General features: G+C 63.6%; 13 protein-coding genes. 10 read left to right on the plus strand and 3 right to left on the minus strand.

Going from position 1 to position 14,075, the window contains the following annotated elements:
• Positions 1–540: 540 nt before the first annotated feature.
• Positions 541–1,524 (plus strand): hypothetical protein, encoded by a 984-nt coding sequence (locus AC0L3D_RS20860; RefSeq protein ID WP_473645692.1) that lies wholly within the window; start codon positions 541–543, stop codon positions 1,522–1,524.
• A 361-nt stretch (positions 1,525–1,885) separates the two neighbouring features.
• Here the strand turns inward: AC0L3D_RS20860 and AC0L3D_RS20865 are convergent, their stop codons facing one another.
• Positions 1,886–2,746, minus strand: coding sequence for a helix-turn-helix transcriptional regulator (locus AC0L3D_RS20865; protein ID WP_287064528.1), 861 nt, complete (start codon positions 2,744–2,746; stop codon positions 1,886–1,888).
• Positions 2,747–3,107: 361 nt separating this feature from the next.
• Here AC0L3D_RS20865 and AC0L3D_RS20870 point away from each other — a divergent pair, with 361 nt between their 5' ends.
• The 8 genes from AC0L3D_RS20870 to AC0L3D_RS20905 are packed head-to-tail and all read left to right on the plus strand — an operon-like array spanning position 3,108 to position 11,042.
• A complete protein-coding gene (locus AC0L3D_RS20870) occupies positions 3,108–4,496 on the plus strand; it encodes an ABC transporter substrate-binding protein (RefSeq protein ID WP_473629682.1) in 1,389 nt (462 codons plus the stop codon).
• Between the two features lie 54 nt (positions 4,497–4,550).
• Positions 4,551–5,480 carry a carbohydrate ABC transporter permease gene (locus tag AC0L3D_RS20875; protein WP_473629683.1) on the plus strand — a complete coding sequence of 310 codons (930 nt, stop codon included), beginning with the start codon at positions 4,551–4,553 and terminating at the stop codon, positions 5,478–5,480.
• Positions 5,477–6,295, plus strand: coding sequence for a carbohydrate ABC transporter permease (locus AC0L3D_RS20880; RefSeq protein ID WP_023798513.1), 819 nt, complete (start codon positions 5,477–5,479; stop codon positions 6,293–6,295). The genes AC0L3D_RS20875 and AC0L3D_RS20880 overlap by 4 nt, the downstream gene beginning before the upstream one ends.
• Positions 6,296–6,313: 18 nt before the next feature.
• Entirely contained in the window at positions 6,314–7,369 is a 1,056-nt protein-coding gene (locus tag AC0L3D_RS20885) for an ABC transporter ATP-binding protein (protein WP_473645693.1), read from the plus strand.
• A complete protein-coding gene (locus AC0L3D_RS20890) occupies positions 7,366–7,527 on the plus strand; it encodes a hypothetical protein (protein WP_023798512.1) in 162 nt (53 codons plus the stop codon). Before AC0L3D_RS20885 ends, AC0L3D_RS20890 begins: the two co-directional genes overlap by 4 nt.
• Before the next feature lie 25 nt (positions 7,528–7,552).
• Positions 7,553–9,820, plus strand: coding sequence for a propanediol/glycerol family dehydratase large subunit (locus AC0L3D_RS20895; protein ID WP_473645695.1), 2,268 nt, complete (start codon positions 7,553–7,555; stop codon positions 9,818–9,820).
• The gene (locus AC0L3D_RS20900; protein WP_128168213.1) at positions 9,817–10,236 is read left to right on the plus strand and encodes a diol dehydratase small subunit; all 420 of its coding nucleotides are present in this window, start codon (positions 9,817–9,819) and stop codon (positions 10,234–10,236) included. The genes AC0L3D_RS20895 and AC0L3D_RS20900 overlap by 4 nt, the downstream gene beginning before the upstream one ends.
• Positions 10,237–10,247: 11 nt before the next feature.
• Positions 10,248–11,042, plus strand: coding sequence for an SDR family NAD(P)-dependent oxidoreductase (locus AC0L3D_RS20905; protein WP_128168214.1), 795 nt, complete (start codon positions 10,248–10,250; stop codon positions 11,040–11,042).
• Between the two features lie 42 nt (positions 11,043–11,084).
• On the opposite strand, the gene AC0L3D_RS20910 is transcribed toward AC0L3D_RS20905, so the two are convergent.
• Complete coding sequence (locus AC0L3D_RS20910) at positions 11,085–12,566, minus strand: ATP-binding protein (RefSeq protein WP_473645697.1); 1,482 nt, start codon at positions 12,564–12,566, stop codon at positions 11,085–11,087.
• Positions 12,563–13,282, minus strand: a complete 720-nt coding sequence (locus tag AC0L3D_RS20915) for a response regulator (RefSeq protein ID WP_023798507.1) — start codon at positions 13,280–13,282, stop codon at positions 12,563–12,565. Before AC0L3D_RS20915 ends, AC0L3D_RS20910 begins: the two co-directional genes overlap by 4 nt.
• A 312-nt stretch (positions 13,283–13,594) precedes the next feature.
• On the opposite strand from AC0L3D_RS20915, the gene AC0L3D_RS20920 reads away from it, so the two are divergent.
• Complete coding sequence (locus tag AC0L3D_RS20920; RefSeq protein WP_023798506.1) at positions 13,595–14,065, plus strand: (2Fe-2S)-binding protein; 471 nt, start codon at positions 13,595–13,597, stop codon at positions 14,063–14,065.
• The last annotated feature ends 10 nt before the right edge of the window (positions 14,066–14,075 follow it).

The raw sequence follows: 14,075 nt of genomic DNA on the forward strand, positions 1-14,075 counted from the left end.
GATGGCTACATATCCAGGTTGACGTTTTCGCGCGGGAATACCTGGGTTCGGCCGCCGGAGGGGCAGGTGATGCTGGAGATACGGGTGGAGCACGGAATGCGCGGCGGCCGGCTCACCTAGCTCGCCGACGGGACGGAGTTGGACCGTGTGATGCCATGAGCTGCGGTCGGTGATCTCTCATCAGGCGATGACAAAAGTCACGCCTACCAAGCCGTGCATAGAGCGTTGTATCTTCAGGCTGAATCGTGCGGGGTTCTGTCATGTCAAAGTTGGGCCGAGCTTCATCGCGGTCGGGCGGGAGTGGAAGGGTAAGAAGGGTGCGTTGTCGATTTGGACGCTACTCCCATTAAGTAGGGAAGGTCATTGTCGCTTCTGACAGTAGAGGCGCTGGCTGATGTCGTGCGATCGCAGTGCGAACGTCTGCCTGAGAAGTGACTCCTTCCAACAACGGGCAGTGCTAAGAAATCGCATCAATCCGGAGTGTCCAACATGATACATAATTGGTTGCCGGGGACATGGCGTCGCCCCGTTGGAGAGCCGATGTACCCCGTTAGTATCCGTGCCGCTATCCTGGCGGTGGCCCTGTCGCTTGGCGCGATGCCAGCCGTCGGCGAGCAGCGCATTGCCGTACGTGAGGTGTTGCCCGCCAACCCGGCCTCCGAACTGGTTGCCAAACAGATTCAGCATCTGGTCGGCTCCGAACTCGTTATGCTGGTCGAGAAAGCGCAGGCCGAAGGAAGCTGCGAGGCCGTCATCGTCGATATCGGCAGCACGATAACCGAGGCTCGCGCCACCGAAAAGAAGCTCATGGATGAAGGTTATGCCCCAAAGAACCTCGTGATCGAGGAGCTGCGCGTCGGTACGTTCATCGACGGGGTGGTCGGCATCGGTGACGGCGACGTGACCTGGATCATGCAGGTCACCGATGGCGACGGGAAATTGATTGCCGACGACAAGGGATTTCTCGGCGAGGACAAGGTGGCGGAGGCGGCCGAGGCGATCGCCAGGAGTCTGTTCGACAAGCTCTGCAAGAAGAAGGCCTATCGAGCGAAGGGCGGATACAATGATCTGACCATCGATCACACAGTGTGCGACCTGACCAAACCATTCGAATTGCCAGGCACCGGGGCATCGGCGGGGATCCTCTTTTCGCTAGCTCCCCAAGGCGACGGCGGCAGTTTCACGGTTGGCGGCATGGCCGCCGGCGTGCCCTGGTCGGGTGCCGGCAACTACACGGTCTCGCTCGATAGTGGCGGAGGCGCGATGGCGCTCACCGGGGCGTGGAAGATCACCACGCCGGTTGGCGCGTTCGGCGATAGCGGCACGATCAAGCTGACGCTGACGAAGGCCGAGGGTTGCGCACTGAAGAGAAGAAGGCAGCGCCGGCTGCCAAGACACCGCCAGCACAAAAGAAAAGGAAGGGGTGAAGTACCCCCCGGCCAGTGGACGACCTCGCGACCTTCCCACCAGGGCCGCAATATGAAACGGCCGCAGCCACGAGGTCACCGGGCCCCTCTTGGCTAAGCTCCACTGCGAGGCGCTCGCACGGGCAGGCGTCGACCCCAAGGAGTTGGACGAGGTGATCATGGCCAGGTGCTGGCGGCGGGGAAGGGGCAGCGTCGATGGGCCAGATCCGCTTAGGGCCCATATGTCGTCGTCGGGCGACTCTAATGCGTGAACGGCAACTATGCTCCACCTCATTCCCGAAAGCCGCCCGCCAGCTGACGGCCCCGTCCGTCTGCCAGCAGCCGCAAGGCCGTCGTCCGAAAGGCGCCTCATTTCGGCAGCAGAGGCCGACATTCCCTTCATCCAAGAGGGGATGTTGGAGCATCCATCTTCCTGGCTCGTCGATCGGCCGCGAAATAGCGGCACCAGCCGCACCAGCCTACCCAGACGTGACCGGCCACGAGGTGGTCGCCGGCGCCTTGACGAAGATTGCAAATAGTTCGCGCTGCGAGGATATTCGCATCTTGGCATAGATATTCTTGCGGTGGATGCGGACGGTCCCGGCTGAGATGCCCAGCAGGTTGGCGATCGACTCGGAGGAGTGACCTTCAAGAACGAGGCCGACGACCTGCAGTTCTCGTGGGGTCAGCGGCGGCATGCCGCGTGCCTCCAATGCATCCTGCACGGTGCGCCGCATCACTGCCTTGTCGTCTTCGACCGGCGTCGCGGTCTTGAGCCTTTCGTCGGTGCGCCAGTGCATCTCAACGATGCGCCGGACCAAGGGCTCGACGATACGCAGCGTGCGCAGGTCGTGCGCGGTGAAATTCTGGCGGCTGGGCGCGCGCATCAGCGACGTCGCTACGATCCACCCGTCCTTGCCGGGGGAGAAAAAGGCGATCTCGTCGACCGGTCCGGTCTGCACATAATAGGACTTGTAGTATTCGCTCTTGTAGAACTGGTCGGGCGCAAGGTCGGACAGCCGGTAAACTCCCGACCGCGTGCCGTTCGCCGTCGCCTTATAGAACGGATCGAGTAGGTAAGGCCCGATCTCGTATTCCCGAACGTGGATGTCGAACTGCTTCGGGGCGAAGGTGTGGTGCACGCACAGCGGCTTGCCCGGGCCGCTATAGGCGAAACTCACCGTGTAGTCGAATGGTGCGAGACGATGGATGGTTTTGGCGAATGCGTCGGGGAACTGGTGCGATCCCACCTGCGCGAGAAGTTCGCCAAGGGCGTCAAACCATTCGGGATGCGACAGCAGGCGCCTGCCTGACGCTGCTGCAGAGGCTTCGTCCCTCACCGTCGCTCCTATCCCCAAATGCATATGCGTTTTGGATTACACTGTAAGGGAAATATCCCATGATCGGCATGCTCTTATAGGCTTTGTCTAGTTTGTGGAATATGCCTTCTTCGTACCAAGAGCTACGCAGGCAGGCGTCGATAGCATATACTGACACCCTGAGGCCTTGCGGACCTGAGGCCTCGCGGACAAGTCGGGCGATTCCGCGCGCAGTGGTGGAGGACTTGAATGGCGGATCGCCGCCAACACGCCATAGATCTCACGGGCGGCCCGGGCACGGCCCGATCCCCCGGCGGACCAGCATTCAAGCCCAGCCAAGTTGGACAGCACCGCAACGACAATTAACCAAAGGGGAATCTCGATGTTTGGAGACAGTTCACGCCTACGCATGCTGATAACGGCACCGGCGCTCGCGGCATTCGCGACGCTCGGCATTGCCGGACAGGCCGGTGCCTGGACGCTGGAGGAAGCGGCGGCGCCGTACAAGGGCACCACGATCCGCACTATTGGCGAGGCGCTGCCGCCGCTCGAGGCGATGAAGAAGCTGGCGCCCGAGTTCGAGAAGCGCACCGGCATCACGGTCGAGATCGAGATGTATGAGGCGTCCGAGACCGCCAGCAAGGTGATGCTCGACCTCAACTCAAAGCGCGGCCGCTACGACTTCATCCTCCAGCAGCACCGCAATGTCGGCAAGTTCGTCACCAACGGCCACGTCGAGCCGATCGAGCAGTTTATGGCCTCGGCGACGCTGCGCGACCCCGAGTTCAAGCCGGAGGAACAGCTGTACCAGGGTCTCTGGAAGGAAATCTCTTGGTACGGGGGCAAGGCCTATGGCTTCCCGTTCACCGCGCTCACAATGTACGCTTGGTATCGGTCCGATCTCCTGACCGACGCCAAGGAGATGGACGGCTTTAAGGCCAAGTACGGCTACGACCTCGGCCCGGCGCAGGACTGGAAGCAGTATCGCGACATCGCCGAATGGTTCAACCGCCCTGACCAGGGTCTCTACGGCACCGCACTGCAGGGCAAGCGCCACGAAGCGCTGTGGTACGAGTGGCTGAACTTCCTCTACTCCTTCGGCGGCGACATGCTGGAGGTGAAGTCGGGCTCCGAATGCGGCCCGGTCATCGTCAACAGCCCGCAGGCCATTGCCGCGACCGAATACTACAAGAGCCTGATGGCCTTCTCGCCACCGGACACGCTCAACTACTTCTGGGACGACGTCATGGCGTTGATGCAGCAGGGCAAGGTCGCCGAGCTCATCATGTGGAACGACGCGACCTACGCCGTCGCCGTCGATGAGAATGTGTCGACGGTCGTCGGCAAGATGGGTTTCGACATCGTGCCGCAGGGTGAAGGCGGCAAGGTCGCTCAGGTGGAGGGCTGGTCATACCTCATTCCAACGGCGTCCAAGAACAAGGAGGCCGCATACCTCTTCATCCAGTGGATGCTGGAGTACGAACAGCAGCTCAACCAGCATCTGAATGGCGGCGCTTCCGCAAGGCCAGATGTTTATGCATCCGCCGAGGTGCAGAAGCTGCCGTATGCCAAGGCATCGATGGCGTCCAATGAGGTGGCCAAGCCGAAGCCTACGATCCCGCAGGCGAGCGAGATGACCGACATCCTAGTGCGCGAATTGTCCTCCTATCTCGCCGGCGAGAAGGAAGCAAAGGCGGCGCTCGATGAGTCGGCCAAGGAGATCTCGGCGCTGCTCGGGGCCTGCGCACCGATGAAATATCCGGTGCAGTAAGGGCTGCTATCCTAATCCCGTGGGGACAACCCCCGGGAGAACGCCGGGCATATCATGACCAAAGGCACTCGACCTTCGCGCGGACAGTTCCTGCTCGACCGCGGCGCATCTATGCCCCTGATCCTGCCGGCGGCGCTGCTCGTCCTCGTCTTCCTCGTGGGGCCTTTTTATTACATGGTCTACACGGCGATGACCGACTTGAGTTTCGCCAATCCGGACCAGAAGGGCATATTCATAGGCTTCGACAATTTTCGCAGGCTGGTGCGTGAGGATGCAATCTTCTGGGGCTCCTTCTGGCGTACTATCCGCTTCGTCCTGGTCGCGGTGTCGATCGAGTTCCTGCTCGGCTTCGCGCTGGCATGGCTGATCTGGCGCTACATCGAGCGGCAGCGCCTGCTGACGACGCTGCTGCTGGTGCCGATGATGCTAGCTCCTGTCGCTGTCGGGCTGATCTGGCGCCTGCTGCTGCAGGGCGACTTCGGCATGGCGACGCACTATCTGCGGGCCGTTGGCCTGCTGTCGCAATCCAGCGCCGTCTTCTCGTCGCCCAGCCTCGTCATGCCCACCATCATCGCCATCGACGTCTGGCAGTGGACGCCTTTCGTGACGCTGATCATCCTGGCCGGGCTGATGAGCTTGCCGCGCTCGCCCTTCGAGGCAGCGACAATGGACGGTGCCGGGCCGTGGCGGCAGTTCACCGACATCCTGTTGCCGCTGATGCGCCCGATCATCGCGCTGGTGCTTCTGCTGCGCGGCATCGACGCCTTCAAAGAGTTCGACAAGGTCTTCATCATGACCGGCGGCGGCCCCGGTACCGTCTCGGAACTGCTCTCGATCTACGCCTACCGCGTCAACTTCAAGACCTGGAATCTCGGCTACGGCGCCGCGGTCTCGTTCATGGTCTACCTCGTCGTGCTGATCATGTGCTCGGTCTTTTACAAGGCCGTGTACTGGAAGTCGGCGGACCAAGGGGCTAGGCCATGAGCAAATCCTGGAAGATCCTCGCGATCGGAATCCTCGCCTGCGTCCTGGTGCTTGCGCTCACGCCGTACGTCTGGATCTTGCTGACGTCCTTCAAGGGCCGCCTCGATATCCTCTCGACGCAGCCGACCTGGTTCTTCATGCCGACCTTCGCCAATTATCCGGCGGTTTTCATCGATAAGGAATATCTCCCCCTAGTCTTCAATTCGCTGGTCATCTCGCTGGGATCGACTGCGCTGTCGATCCTGATCGGCGCGCCTGCCGCCTATGTGTTCGCGCGCACGGATTTCGCCGGCAAGGAAGACCTGTTTTTCTTCTTCCTGACGACGCGCATGGCGCCGCCGATCGCGATCGCGGTGCCGCTCTTCCTGTTCTTCACGACAATCGGCCTGACCGACACGATCTACGCCGTGGTGATTGCCCATACGAGCTTCAATCTGTCGCTGGTCGTCTGGATGATGCGCGGCTTCTTCGCCGAGATACCGAAGGAGATCGACGAGGCGGCGATGATGGACGGGCGCTCGAAGCTCGGAGCATTCGTGCGCGTCATCGTGCCGCTGGCCGCGCCCGGACTCGCGGCAACGGCGGTGCTCTGCTTCATCATGTCGTGGAACGAGTTCCTCTACGCCTTCATCCTCGTGGCGTTCGAGGGGCGGCCGCTGACGGTCGGCATTCCCGGCCTGATCACGCCACACGGCACCCTGTGGGGGCAAGTCGCCGCGGTGGCAGTGGTCGCCACCCTGCCGATCATCGTCTTCACATTTCTCGTCCAGAGGCACCTCGTGCGCGGCCTGACCTTCGGCGCGGTGAAGGGCTAAGGACCAGCGGAGCATCCAATGGCAGTCTCGTTCAAGGAAGTGACGAAGCGGTTTGCGGACGGCACCGTCGCGCTCGATCGGCTCGATCTCGACTTTGATCTCGGCGCATTCATCGTGCTGCTTGGGCCCTCGGGCTCTGGCAAAACAACTGCGTGCCGCCTGCTCGCCGGGCTGGAGCAGCCGTCGAGCGGCCGCATCGAGATCGAAGGTAGGGACGTGACCAACGTGCCGCCGCGCTTCCGCGGCATCGGCATGGTGTTCCAGAACTACGCACTCTACAGCCACAAGACCGTCTTCGAGAACATCGCCTATCCCCTGCGTATCCGCAAAGTGGCCGCCGCGGAAATCGAGCGTTCGGTGAAGGACATGGCCGAGCTTCTGCGCATCGCCCACTATCTGCAGCGCAAGCCGGCGCAGCTCTCCGGCGGCCAGGCGCAACGTGTCGCCGTAGCGCGCGCGCTGGTCTGGCAACCGGCGATCTGCCTCATGGACGAACCGCTTTCCAACTTGGACGCGCTGCTGCGCCTGCATATGCGCACCGAGCTCAACCGCCTGCATCGCAAGCTCGACAAAACCTTCGTCTTCGTCACGCACGACCAGGAGGAGGCGATGACACTGGCGACGCGCATCGCCGTGCTGAAGGAGGGCCGGCTGGTGCAGTTCGACGAGCCGAAGATGATCTACCGCCGGCCCGCCAACCGCTTCGTCGCCGAGTTCATGGGCCGCCCGGCGATGAACACGATCGACGGAGTGGTCAAAGGCGGCATATTCAAGGCTGGCGCGGTGGCTTGCTCGGTCGATCGCCCCGACGGGCCGGTCACGCTCGGCATCCGGCCGGAGCAGATCGAATTCATGGCGTCGAATGCACCGGCAGCCATGACGCTCACCGTGGACGTGAAAGAAGCGATCGAACCCGACACGCTGCTGATCTTCCAAAACGCGGGCGGGCAGGCAATCACGCTGCGGACGCAGACGAATTGCGATGCGATCGAGCCGGGACAGCCGGTGAGCGTCTCCTTCCCGAAGCAGGCGCTGCACTATTTCGACGCTGCCACGGGAAAGAGGGTCGAGTGACCGCCGCCAGCTTTGTCCCGCTCATCCTGGCAGCGATCGTCTGGCTCGGCTTCTGGCGCGTCAACCGCATGAAGCGCTGGTTCACGATCGGCGAGGTGATCTTTTGGGACGTGATCGTGCTAATCCTCATCCAGCTTGTGTGGCTGCGATGGTTCTGAGCGCTCGACATATGGGAGGGACGCAATGACTTCGCCCCCGCGCTGGCGCCGCTTCGACGAATGGGACACGCGGCCGCTGCGGCACGACCGCTTTGCCGCGGAGGATCCGGAAGCGGGCTTTGCCACCTTTCACAGCCGGTGGGACCCCGCGCCGTCGGCGCGAGTCGAGAACGGACGCGTGGTCGAGATCGACGGTAAGCCGGAAGCCGACTTCGACATCCTCGATTCCTTCATCGCCGCACATCATCTCGATCTCGACGTGATCGACGAGGCGATGGCGATGGATTCGGGCGAAGTCGCCCGCATGCTGGTCGACATCAACGTGCCGCGCGAAAGGCTCGAGCGGCTGGCTCGCGGCATGACGCCGGCGAAGCTGGCTTCCGTCGTGTCGCACTTGTCGTCACTGGAGATCACCTTCGCCTATTCCAAAATGCGGCAGCGCCGCACGCCGGGAAACCAGGCGCACGTCACCAACGCTAAAGATGATCCTCTGCAGCTTGCAGCAGACGCCGCCGTTGCCGTGGCGCTCGGCTTCGACGAGATCGAGACGACGATGCGCGTTGCGTCGAACTCCTGGGCCAACGCCGTCGCCTGCGCCGTCGGCGCGTCGGTTGGGCGTGGCGGCGTGCTGTTCCAGTGCTCGATCGAGGAAGCGGAAGAGCTGCGCATCGGCATGGCTGGCTTCACTTCCTATGCCGAGACGGTATCGGTTTATGGCACGGAAGCTGCGTTCGTCGATGGCGACGACACACCCTGGTCCAAGGCTTTCCTCACCGCCGCCTACGCCTCGCGCGGCATCAAGGCACGCTGCACGTCTGGCGCATCCTCCGAGCTGCTGATGGGTTTTCACGAACATCAGTCCGTTCTCTACCTGGAAGCCCGTTGCCTCTGCCTGCAGCGCGCCATGGGCGTACAGGGAACGCAGAACGGCGGCATCGACGGCGCGCCGTTGACCGTCTCGATGGCGGGGGGCATGCGCGAGCTCATGGCCGAAAACCTCATCGCCGTCTGGCTCGGCCTTGAATGCGCCTCCGGCAACGACACCCGCGTCAGCGAGTCCGAGATCCGGGTTGGCGCCAAGATCACGCCCTTCCTCATGGCCGGCTCCGACCTGTTGTGTTCCGGCATGGGATCGATCCGCAAATACGACAATTCGTTCAACCCATCCCTATTCAACGGCGAGGACGTCGAGGACTTCCTCGCTCTGCAGCGTGACCTCGAGGCGGATGGCGGGCTGACGCCCATAGAGGAGAGCAATATCCGCGAGCTCCGCATGCAAGCGATCAAGGCGCTGGCCGCCGTCTTCCAGGAGCTTGGCCTCGCCGAAGTGCCGGAAGCCTGGATGCTCTCCGTCGCCGCCGCCTCGGGCTCGCTCGATACCGAAACCTTCTCGACAGGCGAGGTCACGCGCATCAGCGAAGCCATTCGCGATCGCGGACTAACGGCGGTGGATGTGGTGCGGGGGCTGCACAAACGGGGCTTCGGGCGCGAGGCCGAGAACCTATTGCTGATGCTTCGCCAGCGCATCTCCGGCGACTATCTGCAGACGTCGGCCATCCTGCGCGACGGCAAGGTCATCAGCGCGCTCAACGATCCCAACGACTACCGGGGGCCGGGCAGCGGATATCGGATGTCCGAAGCTAGATGGGAAGCGGTCCGAGGCGTGCGCGATGTTCAGACACGCGAGAAGGTGCTGGAGAGCGAGCGTCGCGTCGACCCGACCTCGGAGCCATGGCTGATTCCAGGCGGCGAGGCCGGCAAAGGCACGGATCCGCGCGAGGTGGTGATTGGCCTCAGCCCCGCATTCGGCAACGAGCTCACGCAAACGACAGCCGGCCACGACTTGATCGACGTGGTGCTGGCCCTGACCGATGGTGTGAGCGAGGGCGGCGGCGTGCCGCGCCTCGTCCGCATCCGACATACCGCCGACACGTCCTTCCTCGGCCTCACCGCGGCGCGCCTCTCCGGCTCGGGTTATGCCATCGGCATCCAGGCCAAGGGCACCGCAGTCATCCACCGCGCCGACCGGCTGCCGCACATGAACATCGAACTGTTCTCGAATGCACCGATCACGACGCTCGACCACTACCGCGCAATGGGCCGCAACGCCGCGCTCCACGCGCTGGGGCTCGCGCCGGAACCCGTCATCGTGCCGACCGAAGGTCAGGCCCTTGGCGCCCGCTACCATGTGCGCGTCGCCATGCTCTACGCTATAGAGACCGGGCTGGTAGTGCCGGATGCCCCGCCGCTCGATGTCGCGTTTGCAATCGGACAAGGAGGGCTTCGTCCGTGACATCCCCTCTCGACCTCTATCCCATCTCCGAGAACGCGCCCGATCAGGCGGTGTCGGCGTCGGGCATGCCGCTTGCCGATTTGACGCTGGACGCAGTGATTTCGGAACGGATCGGTGCCGAAGACATCCGGATTTCGGCCGACGTGCTCAGACTTCAGGCATCGATCGCCCGCGATGCGGGTCGCGACCGGCTTGCGCTCAATCTCGAACGCGCCGCCGACCTCGTCCCCGTCCCGCAAGACCTCATTCTGGACACCTATGAAATGTTGCGGCCGGGCCGAATTCCCGAAGCCCATCTGCTCAAAGAGCGCGCCGAGCTGCTGCGTCGCGAATACGGCGCGCACACCATCGCGGCGCTGATCGACGAAGCGGTCGCCGTTTACGAGCGCCGCAATCTGTTTCGCCGCCGGTACTAGGGGAAAATCGAATGATACTTCAGGGGCGGATCGCCATCGTCACCGGTGCCGGCTCCGGCATCGGTCAGGCCGGATCGGAGGCCATGGCGCGCGAGGGCGCGACGGTCATCGTCACTGATCGCGATCTCGATGCCGCGCGTGGCACGGTCGACTCCATCGCCGCCGCCGGCGGGCGCGGCGAGGCCATCCGAGTCGACGTCACCAACGATGCAGCCGTCGTCGGCGTCATCCAGGACGTGGCCGATCGACATGGGCGCATCGACATCTTGCACAATCATGCCGGTGTGCAGGTCGCGGGCAGCGTCGAGGAGATCGACGGCGCCGGTTTCGATCACTCTTGGGCGGTTAACGTGCATGCCCAGTTCGTCGCCTGCCAAGCAGTCCTACCGGTCATGAAGAGACAGCGCGGCGGCGTCATCCTCAATACGTCGTCGAACTCCGGCGTCTTCCTCGACAGAGCGATGACCGCCTACATCACCAGCAAGGCCGCATCGATCACCATGACCCGCCAGATCGCACTGGATGTCGCGCGTTACGGCATCCGCATCAATTCGCTCTGCCCCGGCTGGGTCGATACGCCGTTCAACGATCCCTACACGGACCAACTCGGCGGCCGCAGAGCGCTGGAGCACGCGATCGCCAACATCGTCCCGATGGGCCGCTTCGCAACGACCGACGAGATCGCCGAGGTCATTCTGTTCATGGTGTCCGATAAGTCGTCCTACATGACCGGCCATGCACTGGTCGCTGACGGAGGCGAGTCTCTCGCGGGTGGGACGAACTCGGGCCAATCTATCACCCGTTGAGCCTATGCAGCGGGCCTGGCGCGATCGCGGGACGGCTTTCGGTCAAGCCGGCAAGGATCGCAGTCCGGTCGGAGGGCTGGTCTCAGGCGCCGGCGCCGGGGCAAGCTGCCTGGCCATGTCGATGAGCGGCAGCCTGATGACCGCGCGAAGGCCGTTGCTCCGGTTTTCCAGCACGATGTCGCCGCCGTGGTGGCGGGCGATGGCGCGGGCAATTGACAGGCCGAGCCCGACGCCGCCGGTCTCCCGGTTGCGTGACTGCTCCAGGCGGAAGAACGGCGCGAACACCTGCTCCATGTCGGCTTGCGGAATGCCGGGCCCGGCGTCCTCGACCACGATGTCCAGGCTGTCGGTGCGCCTGACCAGGCTCACCCTGGCCTGCTCGCCATAGCGGACGGCATTTTCGACGAGGTTGCGGATCGCCCGGCGCAGCGAGTCCGGCCGGCAGCGATACAGCACCTTGGGCCCGTCGCTGACGGTGACGTTTTGGCCCAGCTCCTCGAGGTCGTCGCAGAGGCTGCCGACCAGCGCCGAAAGATCGACAGTTCGCGTCTCCTCCACCGCGGCGTCCTCGCGCGCGAAGGCGAGCGCCGCTTCCGTCATCGTCTGGATTTCCTCGATGGTCTTCAGCATCTTTTCCTGAAGATCGTGATCCTGGACGAACTCGGCGCGCAGCCGGAGCGAGGTCAGCGGCGTGCGCAGGTCGTGGCTGATCGCCGCCAGCATGCGCGTGCGGTCCTCGACGAAGCGCTGCAGGCGCTCCTGCATGCGGTTGAACGCCTCGGCGGTCTGGCGGATGTCGTCCGGCCCTGATTCCGGCAGCCGTGGCACGGCCTCGCCGCGGCCGAACAGTTCCGCGGCATTGGCGAGCCGTCGCAGCGGACGCGCGATTGCCTGCGCCCCGAAAATCGCTATGGCGGACAGGATGAGCGCGGTGAGCGCCAGCGATATCGCCGATTGCGCGGTCCAGAAGGCGCTCGGCATCACCTTGGCGTAGGCGGCATTCAGCCAGGTGCTGTCGTCAAGGCGGACGGAAAGCCCCATGCCGTTTGGGGCGCCGTCCAGATAAAGAAACTTGGCAGGTCGCGTGAACGGGCTGCCACTGCCGGACAGGTCCAGCATGCGCGGCGGCACCGAAGGATCGGCGGCAGCGACCGCGTTCGAGGCCTGCCCGTTCATATAGGCTGCATATTTGGCGGCAATGCCGGGCAGCGGCTTGGCGAGTTGCGTCAGCGCCTCCTGTTGCCAGGCGAGGGGATTGCTCGGCCCGTACTGCGAGGTCCAGAAGCGGGTATAGGCCGTGCCGCTGACGGTGAGGATGTCGGGTCGAAGCGAGGGCGGCGTCGTGTCCAGCAAAATGGCAAGCGAGGACGTGCGGCTGACGAACTCGCCCTTGGCCGCTGCGTGCAGGGCTTGTCCGCGCTCGTCCCATGAGATCAGGAAGGTGATCGCCTGCGACAGGGCGAGCGCAAGCAGCACCAGCATGAGGAAGCGGGCCGCCAAGCTGCGTCTCCATAACAGCATCATGCCTGGGCCACCTCGGCGGTGAAGCAGTAGCCGCCGCCCCAGTGCGTCTTGATCAGCATCGGATTCTTCGGGTCCGCCTCGATCTTCTTGCGCAGCCGGCTCACCTGGTTGTCGACGGCCCGGTCGAAACCGTCGGCCGAGCGCCCGACGGTGAGGTCAAGCAACTGATCCCGGCTGAGCACGATCCCGACATGCTCGATAAAAGCGGTGAGAAGGCGGAATTCGGCCGTGCTGAGCGCGACCGCCACGCCGTCGAGCCCGACCAGTTCACGGCGGCCGACATTCAGGGTCCAGCGGTCGAAGCGCAGCGCGTTCGACTTGAGCCGACCACGCTGCGGCGGCAGGCTGTGAACGCGCCTGAGCACCGCCTTGATCCGCGCCAGCAATTCCCGCGGATTGAACGGCTTCGTCAGGTAGTCGTCTGCCCCGATCTCGAGGCCAACGATCCGGTCGACCTCCTCGGCCATGGCGGTAAGGAAGATGATCGGAACGTCGACCGTTCCGCGCACGTGCCGGCAGGCGGCAATGCCGTCCTCGCCAGGCATCATGACGTCGAGGACGATAAGATCGGGCAGGCTGCGGTCGAGCAGCCGCTTGAGCGCGGCCGTGCTGTCGGCGACGCTGACGCGATAACCCTGCTGCGTGAGGTATTTCCCCACGAGATCGCGGATGTCCCTGTGGTCGTCGACGACCGCGATGTGCTGCGCCACTTCCATGCAATGCTCCCAAGGTCGCCGCTGAATAGTCGGTCAGTATCGACGATATCTAGTTTGCGTCTACACGGATGATCACCTTCCGCGCCATGGCGGCAATCTCGCCCGACATCAACAAAGCGTGAGAAGTGTAACGAAATGTATCAGAGCACTGCGCCCGCGACAACTTGCGATGAACTGCCGGTGTTCGGGACAAGGTTCTGCGACAGCTCCCGCCTAACTTGGCCCCGTCGCTAGCCGGGACGTCCGGTCTTTGTCGCCAGGGGCGGCATCCAGACTCGATCCTCGCCAGCCTTTGATCGAAAGGATTGCACAATGGCCAGATTGATCATCAACGGCACGCCACGTGATATCGAGGTCGATCCGGACACGCCGCTGCTGTGGGTGATCCGCGAGCAGATCGGGCTTACCGGAACGAAGTACGGTTGCGGCGTTGCCGCCTGCGGCGCCTGCACCATCCATATAGACGGCGTCGCCACGCGCTCCTGCGTGCTTCCGGTGAGCGCGGTCGAGCCCGACCAGCAAATCACCACCATCGAGGGGCTTTCGCCGGACAGCTCGCATCCGGTCCAGCAGGCCTGGCTGGCGCTCGACGTGCCGCAATGCGGCTACTGCCAGGCCGGCATGATCATGGCTGCGGCGGGTCTGCTCATGCAGAACCCGAACCCCGCGGACGAGGACATCAACGCCGAGATCACCAACATCTGCCGATGCGGCACCTACAACCGGGTGCGCGCCGCGATCAAGCTGGCCGCCAAGGCCGGCGAAGCCACGCAACGCGGTTGAGGAGAGCAGT

The sequence above is a fragment of the Mesorhizobium sp. WSM4837 genome (genome assembly GCF_055811435.1).

Bases quoted from the DNA above. Each gene is read 5' to 3' on its own strand.
- AC0L3D_RS20895 (WP_473645695.1), top strand. From the start codon at position 7,553: ATGACTTCGCCCCCGCGCTGGCGCCGCTTCGACGAATGGGACACGCGG.
- AC0L3D_RS20870 (WP_473629682.1), top strand. From the start codon at position 3,108: ATGTTTGGAGACAGTTCACGCCTACGCATGCTGATAACGGCACCGGCG.
- AC0L3D_RS20910 (WP_473645697.1), bottom strand. From the start codon at position 12,566: ATGATGCTGTTATGGAGACGCAGCTTGGCGGCCCGCTTCCTCATGCTG.
- AC0L3D_RS20905 (WP_128168214.1), top strand. From the start codon at position 10,248: ATGATACTTCAGGGGCGGATCGCCATCGTCACCGGTGCCGGCTCCGGC.
- AC0L3D_RS20920 (WP_023798506.1), top strand. From the start codon at position 13,595: ATGGCCAGATTGATCATCAACGGCACGCCACGTGATATCGAGGTCGAT.
- AC0L3D_RS20880 (WP_023798513.1), top strand. From the start codon at position 5,477: ATGAGCAAATCCTGGAAGATCCTCGCGATCGGAATCCTCGCCTGCGTC.
- AC0L3D_RS20915 (WP_023798507.1), bottom strand. From the start codon at position 13,282: ATGGAAGTGGCGCAGCACATCGCGGTCGTCGACGACCACAGGGACATC.
- AC0L3D_RS20885 (WP_473645693.1), top strand. From the start codon at position 6,314: ATGGCAGTCTCGTTCAAGGAAGTGACGAAGCGGTTTGCGGACGGCACC.
- AC0L3D_RS20875 (WP_473629683.1), top strand. From the start codon at position 4,551: ATGACCAAAGGCACTCGACCTTCGCGCGGACAGTTCCTGCTCGACCGC.
- AC0L3D_RS20860 (WP_473645692.1), top strand. From the start codon at position 541: ATGTACCCCGTTAGTATCCGTGCCGCTATCCTGGCGGTGGCCCTGTCG.